A 16,226-nucleotide genomic window follows, 5' to 3' on the forward strand; every position below is an offset into this window, starting at 1 on the left:
CACCGACGCAGTAGGCCACCGGCTGAGAGAAGGGCGGTTGTAGTTTTTGTGTTTTCGAAAATAAAAATCCAACTGGCCGAGACGCAACGGCAACAGCATCGGATTCAGCGCTAAAATCCGGTATCCATCCCTGTTGAAGAATACCTGCCCTGTTTGCGAGCCTACACACACTATTGCAAACGCAAATAATTATCAATAGTATTCGGTTTACCGTTTTCTTGGGCAGCGCCTCGCGCCGCGAATTTACCGGCTTTCCTGAAGCTGCCAGCTAAATAGTGAATAGGCGTTTTGAAAACAAAATCCGAGTCAGAAAGCAGCAGATTATTATCGAGCAAGCACGCCGGGCGCCATGGATGGTGGCTGAATATCGCCAAACGCGGCACGCCGCTGGTGGAGCTGCAAGGGGATGGGCGAGGGAAGGTCACATTTTTATGGCGTGATCCTCAGGGATGTGAGCTCACTTCAGCCTATCAACGCGTCTGGATCCACATCAATTGCCTGACCGACCACCATCAATCATCGCCGCCGCAGAGCCTGCAACGATTAGAAGGCACCGACGTCTGGTACTGGCAAACGGAACTTAGCGCCGACTGGCGTGGCAGCTACTGTTTTATCCCCTGTATGGACGACCGCCCTTTGGAACACAGTGATGACGATGCGCATGCAAATATGCATTCGATTCGTCACTGGTGGCATCAGGTGTTTGCCGGCGCGACGCAAGACCTGCTTAATCCTCACCGTTCTTGGGCCGGTGTCAGCGGCAATGTACTGTCGGGTTTGCATATGCCGGAAGCGCCGCCGCAACCCGCCTGGCAGGATTTTGATCGCTATGCGGTCGCCAGCGGACGTTGTACGCCAGCACCGCCGGCGAAATTGCAGCGCCACCCTTGGCACAGCAAGCGGTTGGGCAACACCCGTAATGTCTGGGTGTATACCACTGGTGACAGCAATCCGGGGCAGCGCCCGTTGGCGGTGTTATTGGATGGCCAGTTTTGGTCGAGCAATATGCCTGTCTGGGATCCGCTGATGCAGTTAACCCGAGAAGGCACACTGCCGGAAGCGGTTTATTTACTGATCGACATTATCGATCTCAAGCACCGTACTCAGGAGCTGGCCTGCAATGAAGATTTCTGGCTGGCGGTGCAAGAGGAACTGTTGCCGCAGGTTGCCGAATGGGCACCGCACAGCCGCGATCCGGCCCGCACCCTGGTGTGTGGCCAAAGTTTCGGTGGTTTATCTTCACTGTACGCCGGGTTGCACTGGCCACAGTGCTTCGGCGGGGTGATCAGCCAGTCAGGCTCTTTCTGGTGGCCACGACGTGATATGTACCAGCGCGAAGCGATACCGGCCGATGCGGGTTGGTTGCTGCGTCAAGTCGAGCAGGGCGTTGGTAAAGGTAAATTGAACGTGTTTATGGAAGCCGGCGTGCACGAAAAAGTCGCGCACCGGGTGAATGACCGAATGGCAGATTTGTTACGTGATGCCGGTCACCGGGTGCAATACCGGACGGTGGCGGGTGGGCATGACTACCTCTGTTGGCGTGGCGGTATGATCGATGGACTACAGGCGTTGTGGGCAGATCAGTACCCTGCGTCTGCGGCCAAGCTAACTTTTTCTGCCCAAGGAGTCCGCGATGGAAACTCTGAACCCGTTCGATGACGAACAACAAATCTGCCTGATTGTGCGCAATGACGAGCAGCAATGCAGCCTGTGGCCTGATTTTAGCGCAGTACCGGCGGGGTGGACGCCGGTATTCGGCCCGGCAGCACGGTCACAATGCGTGAACTGGCTGGAACAGCATTGGCAGGATATACGGCCCGCATCACTGCGTAAGGCGTGATGGCGTCAATACCGAAAACAGGAGTCAGTACCTTGTCAGACAGCACTTTGTTATCGGCCGAACAGCAGCTCGCCACTGAGCTGCCGTTGGTCGCCGCGCAACCTGGAATTTGGGTTGCCGATCAAATTTCACCGCATGCCAATGCGTATGCGGTTTCCCACTACATCGAACTCAATGGCGCGTTGGATCAGGATCGTTTGATGCAGGCGATTGCACAGGGCTTGTCCGAAGTGGATACCCTGCAGTACCGCTTTGACGAGCGTGATGGGGTTCCTGTGCAATGGCATGATCCGTCACTCGCGATCCTGCCGGTAGAATATCTTGATCTCAGCGATTCTCCTGATGCCGCGGCGGCGGCACGCGCTGTCATGCAACTGGATATGTCCGGTGATTTACGTATCGGCAGCGGCAATGCGCTGTATCGGCATATCTTGATTCGTCTGTCGGAACGACGTTGGTTCTGGTATCAGCGTTATCACCATATTCTGGTTGATGGCTTCAGTTTCACTGCTATTGCCCGCAGAATTGCCCATATTTATACCCGGATGTTACGTAATGAACAGCCGGATCCGACGCCGTTTAGCGCATTCAGTGAGGTGGTCGAGGAGTATCAGCGCTATGCGCAGTCGGCTACGAGCCAACGCGACGCCGCATTTTGGCTCAATAAGGCACAACAGTTGCCGGCACCGGCAACCCTTTGCCCGCAACCCTTGGCTGGACAGACGCCGACCACCCGTATTCATCGGTTGTCGCAACTGTGCGACCAGCAGGACTTTAGCCAACTGGTGAACGCCGGTCAGCAGCAATTTAGCGTGGCAGATATGGCGCTGGCACTGGTGGCGTTATGGGTGTCTCGTCTGAGTGGCCACGCCAGTTTCAGCGCCGGTTTCATCTTTATGCGCCGTACCGGTTCGGCGGCGTTGTGTGCCAACGGCCCGGTGATTAACGTATTGCCGATCGAAATGCACCTCGAGCCGCAGGCGACCTTGAGCGACGTTGCCGGCAATATTGGCCGCGAGCTGAAAATCGTCCGTCGCCATCAGCGCTATGAGGCGGAACAGGTACAACGGGATCTGGGGCGGATTGGCGATGCTCAGCCGCTGTACGGCACGGTTTTCAACTTTAAAATGTTCGACTTCCAGTTGGACTTTGGCGGTATTGACGGTATTACCCATGAATTGGCATCAGGGCCCGTTCGGGATCTGGAGGTAGCGCTGTACCTGGATGAGTCCGGTACGCTGAAGGTTGATTTGCTGGCCAATGCCGAGCGCTATCAGCGTGATGAGTTGGCTGCGCATTTACAGCGTTTGCCGTTATTGTTGCGTCAGTTTGCCGCACAGCCCCAGATGCCGATTAGCGAAGCCGATTTGCTTACCGAGCAAGATCATGAACTGCTGGCCAGGGTTAACGACACTGCGCATCCGGTGGCACCGCAAACGCTGACAGACCTGTTGGCAGACCAGGCGCTGAAAACCCCGGATGCCCCGGCACTGGCTGATGCGCAATACCAGTTCAGCTACCGGGAAACGCGTGAACAGGTTATGGCGTTGGCGCGCCAATTGACCGCTCAGGGCGTACAGCCTGGGGATATCGTCGCCGTCGCGTTGCCGCGTTCCGTGTTCCTGTCGTTGGCATTAATGGCCATTGTTGAGGCTGGCGCGGCTTATTTACCGCTGGACACCGGTTATCCTGACGAACGCCTCAGCATGATGCTGGAGGACGCCTCCCCACGCCTGATCATCACCGAACCTGGCCAGCAAGCGCGTTTTGCCGGCAAGGGCGATATTTTCCTGTATGACGCACCGCTGGCGGCTGACAGTGCAGCGGATGCTGTGCTCCACGGGCCTACGCCGTATCATCCGGCCTACATTATCTTTACCTCGGGTTCGACCGGGCGGCCAAAAGGTGTGCTGGTGGGTCACCAGGCGATCGTCAACCGTTTGTTGTGGATGCAGCATCAGTATCCGATGACCGCGGGCGACGTGGTGTTGCAGAAAACCCCTTGCAGCTTTGATGTTTCGGTGTGGGAGTTTTTCTGGCCGCTGATGGTGGGGGCGCAATTGGTGATGGCACCGCCGGAGGCGCATCGCGATCCGGAACAGCTGCTGCAATTGATTGACCGGCATCGGGTGAGCACCATGCACTTTGTGCCTTCGATGCTGGCGGCCTTTGTGGGGGCGCTAGACAGCCGACACGCGGTGGCCTGCTGCGCACCATTACGACAGGTGTTCTGCAGCGGCGAAGCACTGCCTGCCGAGCTGTGTCGCTTATGGCAAAGCCGCACCGCTGTCCCGTTGCACAACCTGTATGGTCCGACCGAAGCCGCTGTGGATGTCAGTTGGCACCCGGCTTGGGGCGAGGCGTTGGCCGCTGTCACGGGGGCTAACGTGCCGATCGGTTTGCCGGTGTGGAATACCGGGTTGCGCATCCTTGACGCCCGTCTACGTCCGGTGCCGCCGGGTGTTGCTGGCGACTTGTATCTTACCGGTGTACAGCTGGCACAGGGGTATTTGGGGCGACCGGAGCTGACGGCCAGCCGCTTTGTGGCCGATCCTGAGGGTAAGGGTGGCCGAATGTACCGCACGGGCGACGTTGCCCGCTGGTTGCCAGGCGGCGAGGTCGAATACCTTGGCCGTAGTGACGATCAATTAAAAATTCGTGGTCAGCGCATCGAACTGAGTGAAATCGATCATGCGCTGCTGTCGTTGCCGGGCATCAAGCAGGCGGTTACGCATGCGCTGGTGCTGAATAATACGCCAACCGATTCTGCCGGCGGCGATGCCCGCCAACTGGTGGGGTATTTGGTGGCGCAGCCGGACGTACGTCTTGATCTGGACGCGCTGCGTGCTGCGCTGGCCGATCGTCTGCCGCCACATATGGTGCCGGTAGCGTTGGTTGAGATGGCGTCTCTGCCGCTGAGTGCCAACGGCAAGCTGGATCGTAAAGCTTTACCGCAACCGCAAAGCGGCGTCAGAGCCGCAGGGCGTGAACCTGCAGCGGGGCTGGAAACGGCAATCGCCACCGTGTTCGCCCGGTTGCTGCAGCGTGAAACTGTCTTTGCCGACGACGATTTCTTCGCTCTCGGCGGGCACTCGCTGCTGGCGATGCGCCTGGCGGCGGAACTGCGTCGTGATCTGGGCAAGGCGGTGTCTGTCGGGCAGGTGATGGTCGCTTCTCGCGTGGAACAACTGGCGCAGTTGCTGGCGCAAGAGCGCACGCAGGAAGAAGCGGACCAGACGGGTTTTGACAGCATATTGCCACTGCGTACCACCGAGGGGCCGACGTTGTTCTGTCTGCATCCGGCCTCTGGATTCTCCTGGCAGTTCAGCGTACTGCCGCGCTATATCGATCAGCATTGGTCGCTGGTGGGGATTCAGTCACCGCGCCCCGACGGCCCGCTGGCGCTCAGTGAGCACATGGATCAGGTGTGCGACGCGCATCTGGAGAAAGTATTGCAGGTGCAGCCGCACGGTCCGTATCACTTTATCGGTTATTCGCTGGGGGGCACGTTGGCACAGGGTATCGCAGCCAGGTTGCAGGCGCGGGGTGAAGACGTGGCCTTCCTTGGGTTGCTGGATACCTACCCGCCGGAAACGCAGAACTGGGACGTGATGCTGGATGACAACGTGCTAAAAGAAGTTCAGCGCGAACGTCAGCAATTCCTGGCAGTGTCCGAGGATGCGCTTGATCCGGCATTGGGTGAAACCCGTGTGGCGATGTTCGATAATATCGAAGCCAACTACGCCGACTCGGTACGCCTGCTTTCTGCGACCAATACGGCGAACTTCAAAGGGCAGGCGACGCTGTTTGTTGCACGTCAGACCTTGCAGGAAGGGATGGATGTCCAGCAGACCTGGGCGAAATACGTGGATACCTTGCAGGTGCATGAACTCGATTGTGCGCACGTAGATATCGTTTCACCCACCTCATTCAAAGTATTGGGGCCGTTATTGAACCGCATACTTCGAGCGTTGTAATCCCCAGTGAGGGTAGGGGATGAATACATTCGTCCCGATTAACGCGGGCCCAGCATGCTGGGCCCCTACAATCTCGATTACTTACCCAGTGGTACCACCAACGGCGTGTGCGAAACCGGATCATCAATGATCATGCAGCGCAGGCCGTACACCTTTTCGATCAGTTCCGGCGTCACAATATCCTTAGGCGCACCTTCGGCAACGACCTTGCCGTCTCGCATGGCGATCAGATGCGTGGCATAACGGCAGGCATGGTTAAGATCGTGCAGCACGACCACCAACGTATGACCGTTTTCACGGTTTAACTGGCGCATGAGCTCCAGCAAATCTATCTGATGGGTGATATCCAGCCAGGTGGTCGGTTCATCCAGCAGCAACAGCGGTGTTTGCTGCGCTAATACCATCGCAATCCACACGCGTTGGCGTTGCCCGCCAGAAAGCGTATCAACCGGCTGTTCGGACAGCTCAAAAACGCCGGTCGAACGCATGGCCTGTTCCACCGCCTGTTGATCTTCCTCACGCCAGCGACTGAACAGACGCTGATGCGGATAGCGGCCTCGGGCCACCAAATCAAACACGGTAATGTCGCCTGGCGCTGTTGAGCTTTGCGGCAGCAACCCCAGTTGGCGTGCCACCTCTTTGGTCGCATATTCGCTAATCTGTTTGCCGTTTAGCCAGACTGCGCCTGCCTGTGGTTGGATCAGACGGCTGAGGGTGCGCAACAAGGTAGATTTGCCACAGGCATTTGGCCCGATAATGACCGTCAGTTCACCGTGCGGGATGGAGACGGAAAGGTCGCTTGCGACGATTTTTTTGTCATAACCGAGCGTCAGGTGTTCAGCGCGCAATGGCGCGGTCTGCAAGGGATCAGCATTCATTTTTTTCGTGACTCACGGATTAATAACCAAATCAGGTAAATGCCACCCAGGCTGACGGTGAGTACACCGACCGGCAACTGATAAGGCATAAACAGGCGTTGTGCGGCGACATCGGCGAGCAGCAGCAGCAGGGCGCCCGTCAGAGCAGTCAGCAGCAGTACGCTACGGTTGGCGCACAAGCGTCGCGCAATCTGCGGTGCCACCAGTGCGATAAAGGAGATGGGCCCCGCCACGGCGGTTGCGGCCGCCGTCAGGACGACCCCGACCAGCAGCAGCAATACGCGCGAACGTTCCACTGACACACCGAGCGCGCAGGCGGCGTCATCCCCCATTTCCAGCAGCCGCATACGGCGAGCCAGCGTCAATAACAGCAGGCAGCACAGTGCAATCACGATCAGTACGGGCAGACTTTTCGCCCAGCTGACGCCGTTAAGTGAGCCCGCGTTCCACAGCCCGGCAGACATCGCTGATTCCAGCGAGGCGCTGATAAGAAGCCAGGTATTACCGGCGACCAACAGGGCACGCACCGCAATGCCAACGATAATCAAACGGAATGATTCGACACCATTTCGCCACGCCAGCAAATAAATCAACGCGGCGGTGAGTAAGCCACCGGCCAACGCTCCAGCGGTGATACCGAAGACACTTCCATTAAACAATACGATGGCTACCAATACGCCGCTGTAGGCGCCGGTGTTAAAGCCAATTACGTCAGGGCTGCCGAGCGGGTTGCGCAATATCGATTGGAAAATGGCCCCGCTGAGGCCGAGCGCCGCCCCCAGCAACAGAGCCATCATCACGCGTGGCAAGCGCCATTGGGTGACGATCACCGCCAGGTTTGCCGGGCCTTCACCGCGCAAGGCGTCGATCACCTGCGAGGCACTCAGCGACAGTGCGCCAGAGCCCAAGGCGTAAATGGCGAGCCCCAGAGCGGCCAACATGAGCAACATCGCGGTCAGCGTCGGACGCGACAAGGCGCGAATTTTGTGGTTAGCCATCCGACGGGCTGCAGACATCGACATTAGCGCTGCCTCCTGAACATATGGCGCTGACGCACCAGCACGATCAGCAGCGGTGCACCAATCAGGGCGGTGACGATGGAGACACGTAATTCACCGGCAACCAGGAAACGACCGAGGAGGTCGGCGCTCAGCAGCAGGATAGGGGTCAATACCAGCGTCCAGGGCAGCATCCAGTGAAGCTCTGAACCGGCCAACCGACGGGCAATATGCGGCATCATCAGGCCGACAAAGGCAATCGGACCGACGGCAGCTGTAGCACCGCCGCACAGTAAGGTAATCGCCAGCAGGCCCAACAATTGGGTACGAACAATGCCGGTACCCAGTGCGGTAGCCAATTCATTGCCCATGCTCAGGCTATTGAGCGACTTACTCATCCACAGCGTAATCAGCGTACCCAATAAGATCGGCAGGGCGACGGTGCGCACCACCTGCATATTTTGAATATCCAGAGAACCGGCCTGCCAAAAACGCAGCTGATCGAACACCAGCGGGTTTAACAGGGAAATTCCAGAGGTCAGGCCCTCCAGCACCGCCGCCATTGCGACCCCGGCTAGCGTCAGGCGCACCGGGTTCAAACTGCTGCCACCCAGAGCACCGATCAGTGCGACAAGCAGCGCGGCAAACATCGCACCGGCAAAGGCGAACCACAGATATTGGCTGATGTTGGCGGCACCAAAGAAGGTGATACCCAGCACTACGGCAAAGCCTGCACCGGCGTTAACGCCAAGAATACCGGGATCGGCCAGCGGATTGCGGGTGAGGGTTTGCATCAGTACCCCAGACAGACCCAATGCGATACCCGCCAACACGCCAACCAGCGTGCGTGGCAGCCTGGCATTGGTAATGATGGTGCAATCCGCCCCGCTGCATTGCCCATTCAGCGCCTGGATGACCGTATCAAAGGGAATAGACTTGGCGCCAAGCGACAGGCTGAGCAGCATGATGACCAACAGTGCGAAAAGAGCAATCAGCAGACCAAACAGCCTGCGGCGAAATGAACGGGGAGTGCCCCCAAGGTGACGCCCCCCTGAGGTGGGAACGGGCTGTGTGCAATGGCGTGTAATCCGTAACATAACAATCCATTATTTAATTGAATATAAATGATATTTATTATCATTATTGATTGTTTTCATCTATGGTACCATGAGTTCCTTCGCTATTGCAGCACATACCCTTCATTCTTGAAGCTGCATCTGTGTTGGCTGCGAGCGCTGGCCCGGTGGCTTACTTGAGTAAGCACCCTGGGGATGCTCGCTCTTGCCGCCTTGATGCAACGCCAATTATTTTGGCTATAGACGCTGCCCCTTTTCTTTAGTTGTGGTGAGAAAGCTGATGAGTAAGCCCTCTATTTTGCTTGATTTTGGCCTGCTTAAGACCAATGGCGCTTTTCGCGCCGTATTCTGTGCGCGCTTTATTTCCATTCTCGCACTGGGATTGATGGCCATTGCGATCCCGGTTCAGATTCAAGCCTTGACCGGATCGACGTTGTTGGTCGGGTTGTCCGTAACGCTGGCAGGTAGCGGCATGTTTGCCGGGTTGCTGATGGGCGGTGTACTGGCCGATCGCTACGAACGTCGCCGTCTGATTTTGTTTGCGCGCTCCACTTGCGGCATTGGTTTTATCGGTCTGTGTCTGAACGCCGCGTTGCCAGCACCTTCATTGACGCTGATTTATCTGTTGGCGGTCTGGGACGGTTTCTTTGGTGCGGTCGGCGTTACGGCACTGTTGGCGGCAACGCCCGCGCTGGTAGGGCGTGAAAATATCGTGCAGGCCGGGGCTATCAGCATGTTGACCGTCCGCTTTGGCTCAATCCTTTCTCCGGCGATCGGGGGTTTGGTGATCGCCAATGCCGGTGTGACGTGGAACTACGGTTTGGCGGCGTTTGGTACCTTGCTGACGTTGATCCCTTTACTGCGTCTGCCTCAGCTGTTGCCGCCACCGCAGCCGCGTGAGCACCCGCTGCGTGCGCTCGCCGGCGGTTTCGGCTTCCTGTTCCGCAACCGGGTGATCGGTATGGTGGCGCTGATCGGCGCATTGCTGACCATGGCCAGTGCAGTGCGAGTACTGTATCCGGCCATGTCCGGCATGTGGCATGTCAGCGCAGCACAATTGGGCTTTATGTACTCTGCTGTCCCACTGGGTGCGGCGATAGGGGCTTTCACCAGTGGGCGAGTTGCCCAGGTTGCACGTCCGGGTTGGATGATGCTGATGACGGCGATTGGCGCCTTTATTGCCATTGGTCTGTTCGGTCTCATGCCGTGGTATGGCCTGGCGCTGTTTTTCCTGGTGGTTTTCGGTTACCTGAGTGCGTTGAACTCACTGTTGCAGTACGGGTTGATCCAGAACCTGACGCCAGATGCATTCCTTGGGCGTATTAATGGCTTGTGGACGGCGCAAAACGTGGTAGGGGATGCACTGGGTGCGTTGCTGTTGGGGGCGATGGGGGCGTTTATGCTGCCGGCGATGACATCAACCAGCTTTGGTTTTGGTGTTGCGGTACTCGGCGTAGTGCTGGCTTTCGCGATGCGTGGTTTGCGTCAGGTTGGCAGTGGCGGGCAAGAAAATGATCTCCAGCCCGCCGCAGAATCTACTGAGAAATAAACTGTTTTTCCAACAGCGTCAGCAGATTGCTGGCGCTGTAATAATCCAGTCGGAAAGTATCATTCCCCAGAGCATAAACCCGCTTGTGTTGCACTGCCGGCAGATGAGCCAGGAAAGGATTCGCCATCAGCCGCTGCGCGTCACTGTCGTTGTTGGCAAATAGCATCAGCGTCTGGCCGTTCAGGCCTTCCGCCAGGTTCTCTCCACTAAGTTGAATAATGTCTTTGCGCATTCCCATGCTGCGGCTGTTGTTCAGCTTGGCGGGTGGGACGGCCAGCGTAAAACCAAGCTGCTTGAGCATTTGGCCCTGGGAAGATTCAGCGGTCCATAGATTGGCAGACTTACCGTCGGCGCTGAATACCAAGGCGGAGACGGGTTGCTCCGGCAGGGTCATACGCTGTTTCAGCGATTTCTCGCGGGCATCGAAATCACTGACGACTTTTTGTGCCTGGGCTTCGTGCCCAGTGGCCTGACCCAATTGAGTCGCCAACGCCTGCCAGCTTTTGTCGTCGTAATTGACGACCAACACCGGGGCAATGGCGGAGAGTTGATCGTACAAGCGCAGGGCGGAATCGGCACCGGTTGCCGAAATAATGATCAGGTCCGGGGCTTCACCGGCGATGGCCTCGGCGTTGGGTTCACCAATGTACAGGCGTTTAACGCCGCGTTGCGCCGCAATAGCGCTCCACTGGTGGAAGAAGCCCTGTGAATCAGCCAGACGGCTACCAGGCGTAGTGGCACCACTGGCGACCACCGGCGCGTCGATCGCCAACAGGGTGCCGGTAACGGTAACGCTGGTGGAAACGATACGGGCAGGGGGCTGTGTGAGCGTCACCACGCCGTGTGACGTTTCAATTTTACGCGGCCAGCCAGCGTCTGCGGCATGGGCTGCACCGATAGCCATCATGCCAAATAGCGCCAGGCTGATGAGCAGATTCTTCTTCATAAAGCATTCCTCAGACGTTAAATGGTAATACTTATCATTTATATAATTAAAGCTGCTGGTTTTATATCATGATTATGATTGGAAGAACTGTTTACATTTATTGACATAGCATATTCACGAGGGTAATTTAACGCGATTCAATACAAATGATAATCATTATTATACAGGTTATTGTTAATGATACGAAAGGGAGAACCGATGAGTGTGACAGCAAAGGGTACCGGGCAGAAGAAGCCACAAAGCAAGGGCAGCGAACAGCCTGTCGCAGGTGTGTCGCCGACTTCCGGCTTTTTCTTTACCTCTCCTTTCCGTAGCCTGAGCACGCAAGGCTGCTTCGCCAAAATCACGCTGCCGGCCCTGGATGGCGACCAATTGAATGGCGAATTCCAACAGGCGGTGCAGCATGCGTTTGCCGAGGCCAAACTGGCGGGAGTTAAGAACCCGGTTTTGTGCGGTGCGATCCCTTTTGACACTCATCAACCCTCAGCGCTGTTTATTCCCCAGCGCACCCAATGGTTTGAACGCGATGCCTTTTTGGCCAGCGTGACATCCCCACAGGACGCTTTGCCGGAGATTACCCGGCAAAGAGAAGTGCCTGCCCAGCAACCCTTCATGCAAATGGTGGCGGATGCGGTAGAGGCGACCAAAGGCGACCAGCTGGATAAAGTGGTCCTGTCGCGTCTGCTGGAGATTGAAACGCGCGAGCCGGTGGACCGCCAGGCGTTGATGGCGCGTATCATCGCCCAGAACCCGCATGGTTTCCACTTCCACGTACCGCTGGAGCAGGGGGCATTGCTGGGCGCTAGCCCAGAACTTCTGCTACGTAAGTCCGGCGCTCAATTTTTCTCTAACCCATTGGCAGGATCCGCTCGACGCCATGCCGATCCACAGCGAGATCGCGAGATCAGTCAACAGCTGTTGGTATCAGAAAAAGATCGCTATGAGCACCAGTTTGTCACCGAAGGGATGCGGCAGGTGCTGACAGAACGCTGCAGCTATCTGAATATCCCAACCACGCCAGAATTATTGAGCACCACCACGCTGTGGCACCTGTCCACACCGATCGACGGTGAGGCAACCAGCCGTGCGGAGAATGCGCTCTCGCTGGCCTGCCTGCTGCACCCGACGCCTGCGCTGTGCGGTACGCCGACGGCATTGGCACACCAGGTGATTAAACAACTTGAACCCTTTGATCGCGGCCTGTTTGGCGGGATTGTCGGCTGGTGTGATGCTGAAGGTAACGGTGAGTGGGTGGTCACGATTCGTTGCGGCACGGTGCAGGGCAACCAGGTGCGACTGTTTGCCGGTGCCGGCATAGTGCAAGACTCTTCGCCGGAATCTGAATGGCATGAAACCGGCACCAAACTCAGTACCATTTCGCGGGCGTTTGGCCTGAACCAAGGATAGACATTCCCATGAGTATTGCTTTTACCCCCTGGCCTGATGATTTAGCCCGTCGTTATCGTGAACGCGGATATTGGACCGATCGGCCCTTGACCGACATCGCCACTCGTCAGGCCAAAAATGACGCCATCGCGTTGATCGACCCACAGCGTAGCCTGAGCTATCGCCAGCTTAACCAGCTTTCCGATCGGCTGGCTGCCGCCCTTCAGCGCCGGGGCATGCAAAGCGGTGATACCGCGTTGGTACAGCTGGGTAACGTGGTCGAGTTCTATGTGACGTTTTTTGCGTTGCTGAAAATGGGTGTTGTGCCCGTAAACGCATTGTTCAGTCATCAACGCAACGAGCTAAATGCATATGCTGCGCAGATCAAACCGGCATTACTGATTGCCGACCGTCAGCATGCTCTGTTTGGTAACGACGAATTCCTGACGGCGTTCCGTGCCGAGCATCCTTCCTTGCGTGTGGTGGGGTTGCGTAGCCAGGAGGGGGGCGAACTGTCACTGTCAGCCTGGCTGGAAGAGGACAGCGGTGATTTTGTTGCTGCGCCAACCCCGGCGGACCAGGTGGCATTTTTCCAACTGTCTGGTGGCAGTACCGGGACGCCAAAGCTCATTCCACGCACCCACAATGATTACTACTACAGCATCCGCCGTAGCGTGGAGATCTGTCATTTCGACGTGGATACTCGCTACCTGTGCGCATTGCCGGTTGCGCATAACTACCCAATGAGCTCGCCGGGTGTCCTGGGGGTTTTCTATGGTGCCGGGTTGGTGGTGTTTGCCAGCGATCCCGATGCCGGACAATGCTTCCGACTGATCGAACAGCATCAGATTAATGTGACGGCGCTCGTACCACCGGCGGTGACGCTGTGGCTGCAGGCTATTGAAGAGTGGGGCGGTTGCCAACAACTGACCAGCCTTAAGCTGCTGCAGGTGGGCGGTGCCAAGCTGGGGGAAACGCTGGCGGCGCGTATTCCTGCGGAAATCGGCTGTCAGTTACAGCAGGTGTTCGGTATGGCTGAAGGCCTGGTGAATTACACCCGGCTGGATGATGACGACCGGCATATTCTGACGACCCAGGGCTGCCCAATGTCACCGGATGACGAGTTATGGGTGGCCGATGATGATGGCAACCCGCTGCCGGTAGGGGAAACCGGGCGTCTCATGACCCGCGGGCCCTATACCTTCCGCGGTTATTACCAAAGCCCGGAGCATAACGCGGCGGCTTTTGATCACGACGGGTTTTACTGTTCCGGCGATCTGATCAGCCTGACTGAAGACGGCTATGTGAAGGTTGAAGGGCGACAGAAAGATCAGATCAACCGCGGCGGGGAAAAGATCGCCGCCGAGGAAATCGAAAATCTGCTGTTGCGTCATCCGGAAGTGATCAATGCGGCGCTGGTATCGATGCCGGATGAGCTGATGGGCGAAAAAAGCTGCGCCTATATTATCGCCACCACGGCACTGAAACCGGTCGTGCTGCGTCGCCATTTACGCGCCGAGGGCGTGGCCGAATTCAAATTACCCGACCGTTTTATACAGGTTGATACGCTGCCGCTCACCCCGGTTGGCAAAGTGGATAAAAAACTGTTGCGCCAACGCCTGGAAGCGCAACAACTGACTCTGGTCCAGGGAGAATAAGTCATGGCCATTCCAAAACTTAATGATTACGCGTTGCCGACTCAGGCTGAGCTGCCAACCAACAAAGTGACCTGGGCGGTGGAACCGCAGCGCGCTGCACTGCTGATCCACGACATGCAGCAGTATTTTCTGAATTTCTGGGGCGAAGACAGCCCGTTGATCAAACAGGTGGTGGAGAACATTGCCAACCTGCGCCGTTACTGCAAGTCACAGGGTATCCCGGTGTTCTATACCGCCCAACCGAACCAGCAAAGCGATGAAGATCGCGCTTTGCTCAATGACATGTGGGGACCGGGTTTGAATAAACATCCGGAACAGCAGGCGGTGGTTGCCGCGTTGGCGCCGGAAGACGACGATACTGTATTGGTGAAGTGGCGCTACAGTGCTTTCCACCGCTCACCATTGCAGGACATTCTGCAGGAATCAGGCCGCGATCAGTTGATTATCTGCGGTGTGTACGCGCATATCGGTTGTATGACCACGGCGATTGATGCCTTCATGCGCAATATTCAGCCGTTTATGGTGGCTGACGGCCTGGCCGACTTCTCTCGTGAAGAGCATCTGATGGCGTTGCGCTATACCGCAGGCCGTTGTGGCCGTGTGGTAACGACCGCCGAACTGTTGCCAGGTATCGCCAGTAAGGCGGCACTGCGTCAGCAAATCATGCCTTTCCTCGACGAAGACAGCGAGGACATGGGTGACGACGAAAACCTGATCGACTACGGTTTGGATTCGGTGCGCATTATGGAGCTTGCCGCGCGCTGGCGTAAAATCCGTGGCGAAATCGATTTTATCGCCCTGGCCAAGAACCCGAGCATTGATGGCTGGTGGGCGCTGTTGTCAGAGGGGAAAGCCTGATGGCGCAACCGGGCGATTTTGCAGGTAAACGCGTCTGGGTCACTGGTGCAGGGGCCGGGATTGGTTTGGAAACGGCGTTAGCCTTTATGCGGGCCGGTGCCGAGGTGATTGGTTTTGATAAGCACTTTGGCGAGCCGGAATATGCCTTCCGTACCGAAGTACTGGATATCGCCGACAGTGATGCTGTCGATCTTGTGTGCGGACGTTTGTTGGCTGAGCAGGGTGAATTAGACGTGCTGGTGAATGGGGCGGGTATTCTGCGTATGGGGCTGACGGATGAAACCAGCGCTGCAGATTGGCTGGCTTGTCTGGCTGTCAATGCGGGTGGGGCATTCAATATGTTCCGCCATGCCTTGCCGGTGTTCCGCCGTCAACGGCGTGGTGCGATTGTCAGTGTGGCGTCCAACGCAGCCCATGTGCCGCGTGTCGGCATGGCGGCCTACTGTGCCTCCAAGGCGGCATTGCGTAGCCTGTGCCAGACCGTAGGGTTGGAAATGGCCCCTTATGGCGTTCGCAGCAACCTGGTTTCGCCGGGTTCAACCAATACGCCAATGCAGCGTGGTATGTGGCAGGACGAAACGGGTGAGCAGAAAACGATTAATGGTTTCCCGGAACAGTTCAAACTGGGCATTCCGTTGGGGAAAATAGCTCAGCCGCAGGAAATCGCCGATGCGATTTTGTTCCTGGCTTCCGATCGTGCCGGTCATATCACCATGCAGGATATTGTGATTGATGGCGGGGCGACGCTGGCGGCCTGATATATCCGTCATACTTCAAGCTGCAGGGGCGTTAACTGCAAGCGTTCACCCGAATCAGCTAAAGCCGATTTGTCTCGCTCTTGTCGCCTTTCTGCAACTCGAATTATTTATGACCATAGGGCGCTGCTTGCAGCGCTTTTTTCATGGGCTTAGCAAGGAGGGAAAAGGTAATGGGGGGGCCGAACGACAGATGCGAAAAAAGCGCCCAAAGGCGCTTTTTTCTGTATTGGTGGGTCGTGCGGGATTCGAACCTGCGACCAATTGATTAAAAGTCAACTGCTCTACCAACTGAGCTAACGACC

At 56.9% G+C, this 16,226-nt stretch carries 12 protein-coding genes; 8 read left to right on the plus strand and 4 right to left on the minus strand.

All coding sequences use genetic code 11. The features are described from left to right. Positions 1–288: 288 nt before the first annotated feature. Genes fes through AC2FC2_RS25715 form a run of 3 tightly spaced genes read left to right on the plus strand, consistent with a single transcriptional unit; the run spans position 289 to position 5,817 of the window. Positions 289–1,659 (plus strand): enterochelin esterase, encoded by a 1,371-nt coding sequence (gene fes, locus AC2FC2_RS25705; protein ID WP_490660131.1) that lies wholly within the window; start codon positions 289–291, stop codon positions 1,657–1,659. Then, positions 1,634–1,840 (plus strand): MbtH family protein, encoded by a 207-nt coding sequence (locus tag AC2FC2_RS25710; RefSeq protein ID WP_209638701.1) that lies wholly within the window; start codon positions 1,634–1,636, stop codon positions 1,838–1,840. Before fes ends, AC2FC2_RS25710 begins: the two co-directional genes overlap by 26 nt. A gap of 32 nt (positions 1,841–1,872) precedes the next feature. Further along, on the plus strand, positions 1,873–5,817 hold the full coding sequence (locus tag AC2FC2_RS25715) for an enterobactin synthase subunit F (protein ID WP_490660132.1): 3,945 nt from the start codon (positions 1,873–1,875) through the stop codon (positions 5,815–5,817). A gap of 77 nt (positions 5,818–5,894) precedes the next feature. Here AC2FC2_RS25715 and AC2FC2_RS25720 read toward each other — a convergent pair whose 3' ends face one another. Genes AC2FC2_RS25720 through fepD form a run of 3 tightly spaced genes read right to left on the minus strand, consistent with a single transcriptional unit; the run spans position 5,895 to position 8,790 of the window. Further along, positions 5,895–6,695: an ATP-binding cassette domain-containing protein gene (locus AC2FC2_RS25720; RefSeq protein ID WP_209638706.1), complete on the minus strand. Its 801-nt coding sequence runs from the start codon at positions 6,693–6,695 to the stop codon at positions 5,895–5,897. Beyond that, entirely contained in the window at positions 6,692–7,717 is a 1,026-nt protein-coding gene (fepG, locus tag AC2FC2_RS25725) for an iron-enterobactin ABC transporter permease (RefSeq protein WP_490660133.1), read from the minus strand. Before fepG ends, AC2FC2_RS25720 begins: the two co-directional genes overlap by 4 nt. Then, complete coding sequence (gene fepD / locus AC2FC2_RS25730) at positions 7,717–8,790, minus strand: Fe(3+)-siderophore ABC transporter permease (protein WP_209638710.1); 1,074 nt, start codon at positions 8,788–8,790, stop codon at positions 7,717–7,719. Before fepD ends, fepG begins: the two co-directional genes overlap by 1 nt. Positions 8,791–9,049: 259 nt before the next feature. Between fepD and entS the strand changes: the two genes are divergently transcribed. Further along, positions 9,050–10,318: an enterobactin transporter EntS gene (gene entS / locus AC2FC2_RS25735; protein WP_209638712.1), complete on the plus strand. Its 1,269-nt coding sequence runs from the start codon at positions 9,050–9,052 to the stop codon at positions 10,316–10,318. Here entS and fepB read toward each other — a convergent pair. After that, entirely contained in the window at positions 10,305–11,264 is a 960-nt protein-coding gene (fepB, locus tag AC2FC2_RS25740; RefSeq protein WP_490660134.1) for a Fe2+-enterobactin ABC transporter substrate-binding protein, read from the minus strand. The genes entS and fepB overlap by 14 nt on opposite strands. Positions 11,265–11,462: 198 nt before the next feature. Between fepB and AC2FC2_RS25745 the strand changes: the two genes are divergently transcribed. The 4 genes from AC2FC2_RS25745 to dhbA are packed head-to-tail and all read left to right on the plus strand — an operon-like array spanning position 11,463 to position 15,924. Further along, complete coding sequence (locus AC2FC2_RS25745; RefSeq protein ID WP_490309062.1) at positions 11,463–12,671, plus strand: isochorismate synthase; 1,209 nt, start codon at positions 11,463–11,465, stop codon at positions 12,669–12,671. Between the two features lie 8 nt (positions 12,672–12,679). Beyond that, positions 12,680–14,308 (plus strand): (2,3-dihydroxybenzoyl)adenylate synthase, encoded by a 1,629-nt coding sequence (locus AC2FC2_RS25750; RefSeq protein ID WP_490660135.1) that lies wholly within the window; start codon positions 12,680–12,682, stop codon positions 14,306–14,308. Between the two features lie 3 nt (positions 14,309–14,311). Further along, on the plus strand, positions 14,312–15,166 hold the full coding sequence (locus AC2FC2_RS25755) for an isochorismatase family protein (RefSeq protein ID WP_490660136.1): 855 nt from the start codon (positions 14,312–14,314) through the stop codon (positions 15,164–15,166). Then, complete coding sequence (gene dhbA, locus AC2FC2_RS25760) at positions 15,166–15,924, plus strand: 2,3-dihydro-2,3-dihydroxybenzoate dehydrogenase (protein ID WP_209638722.1); 759 nt, start codon at positions 15,166–15,168, stop codon at positions 15,922–15,924. Before AC2FC2_RS25755 ends, dhbA begins: the two co-directional genes overlap by 1 nt. Positions 15,925–16,226 lie beyond the last annotated feature (302 nt).

The sequence above is a fragment of the Serratia sp. CoH_122_TC_1 genome, from assembly GCF_058191755.1.

Coding starts and splice junctions, on each gene's coding strand:
- AC2FC2_RS25710 (WP_209638701.1), top strand. CDS start 1,634: ATGGAAACTCTGAACCCGTTCGATGACGAACAACAAATCTGCCTGATT.
- AC2FC2_RS25720 (WP_209638706.1), bottom strand. CDS start 6,695: ATGAATGCTGATCCCTTGCAGACCGCGCCATTGCGCGCTGAACACCTG.
- fepG (WP_490660133.1), bottom strand. CDS start 7,717: ATGTCGATGTCTGCAGCCCGTCGGATGGCTAACCACAAAATTCGCGCC.
- fepD (WP_209638710.1), bottom strand. CDS start 8,790: ATGTTACGGATTACACGCCATTGCACACAGCCCGTTCCCACCTCAGGG.
- entS (WP_209638712.1), top strand. CDS start 9,050: ATGAGTAAGCCCTCTATTTTGCTTGATTTTGGCCTGCTTAAGACCAAT.
- fepB (WP_490660134.1), bottom strand. CDS start 11,264: ATGAAGAAGAATCTGCTCATCAGCCTGGCGCTATTTGGCATGATGGCT.
- AC2FC2_RS25745 (WP_490309062.1), top strand. CDS start 11,463: ATGAGTGTGACAGCAAAGGGTACCGGGCAGAAGAAGCCACAAAGCAAG.
- AC2FC2_RS25750 (WP_490660135.1), top strand. CDS start 12,680: ATGAGTATTGCTTTTACCCCCTGGCCTGATGATTTAGCCCGTCGTTAT.
- AC2FC2_RS25755 (WP_490660136.1), top strand. CDS start 14,312: ATGGCCATTCCAAAACTTAATGATTACGCGTTGCCGACTCAGGCTGAG.
- dhbA (WP_209638722.1), top strand. CDS start 15,166: ATGGCGCAACCGGGCGATTTTGCAGGTAAACGCGTCTGGGTCACTGGT.